This window comes from Streptomyces glaucus (genome assembly GCF_039533365.1).
Lineage (GTDB): Bacteria > Actinomycetota > Actinomycetes > Streptomycetales > Streptomycetaceae > Streptomyces > Streptomyces glaucus.
On sequence record NZ_BAAATK010000157.1, the window covers coordinates 1 to 533 of the forward strand.

1 rRNA gene is annotated in these 533 nt (G+C 49.0%); it reads right to left on the reverse strand.

The features are described 5' to 3' along the window. Positions 1–533 (reverse strand): 23S ribosomal RNA (locus ABD363_RS32500); the annotation flags it as partial.

A 533-nucleotide genomic window follows, 5' to 3' on the forward strand; every position in this document is an offset into this window, starting at 1 on the left:
TCCATGGCCACCGTCCTGCTGTCAAGATGTACTAACACCTTTTGTGGTGTCTGATGAGCGTCTACTCTGGCACCTTAACCTCGCGTTCGGTTCATCCCGCATCGCCAGTTCTGCTTACCAAAAATGGCCCACTAGTGTTGATACATTCGAATGCTCACGTTCAATTAAGCAACAAGAGCTTCTTACATATTTAAAGTTTGAGAATGGATGAAGGCTAAATAGCGCCCCCGAGTCCCTAATCATTCGCTTTACCTCATAAAACTGAGTTCAACACTGCTATCCTGAGGGAAACTTCGGCGGAAACCAGCTACTAGAAGGTTCGATTAGTCTTTCGCCCCCATGCCCATATTTGACGATCGATTTGCACGTCAGAACCGCTGCGAGCCTCCACCAGAGTTTCCTCTGGCTTCACCCTATACAGGCATAGTTCACCTTCTTTCGGGTCCGGCCCCGTATGCTCTTACTCAAATCCATCCGAGAACATCAGGATCGGTCGATGATGCGCCGAAGCTCTCACCTGCGTTCACTTTCAT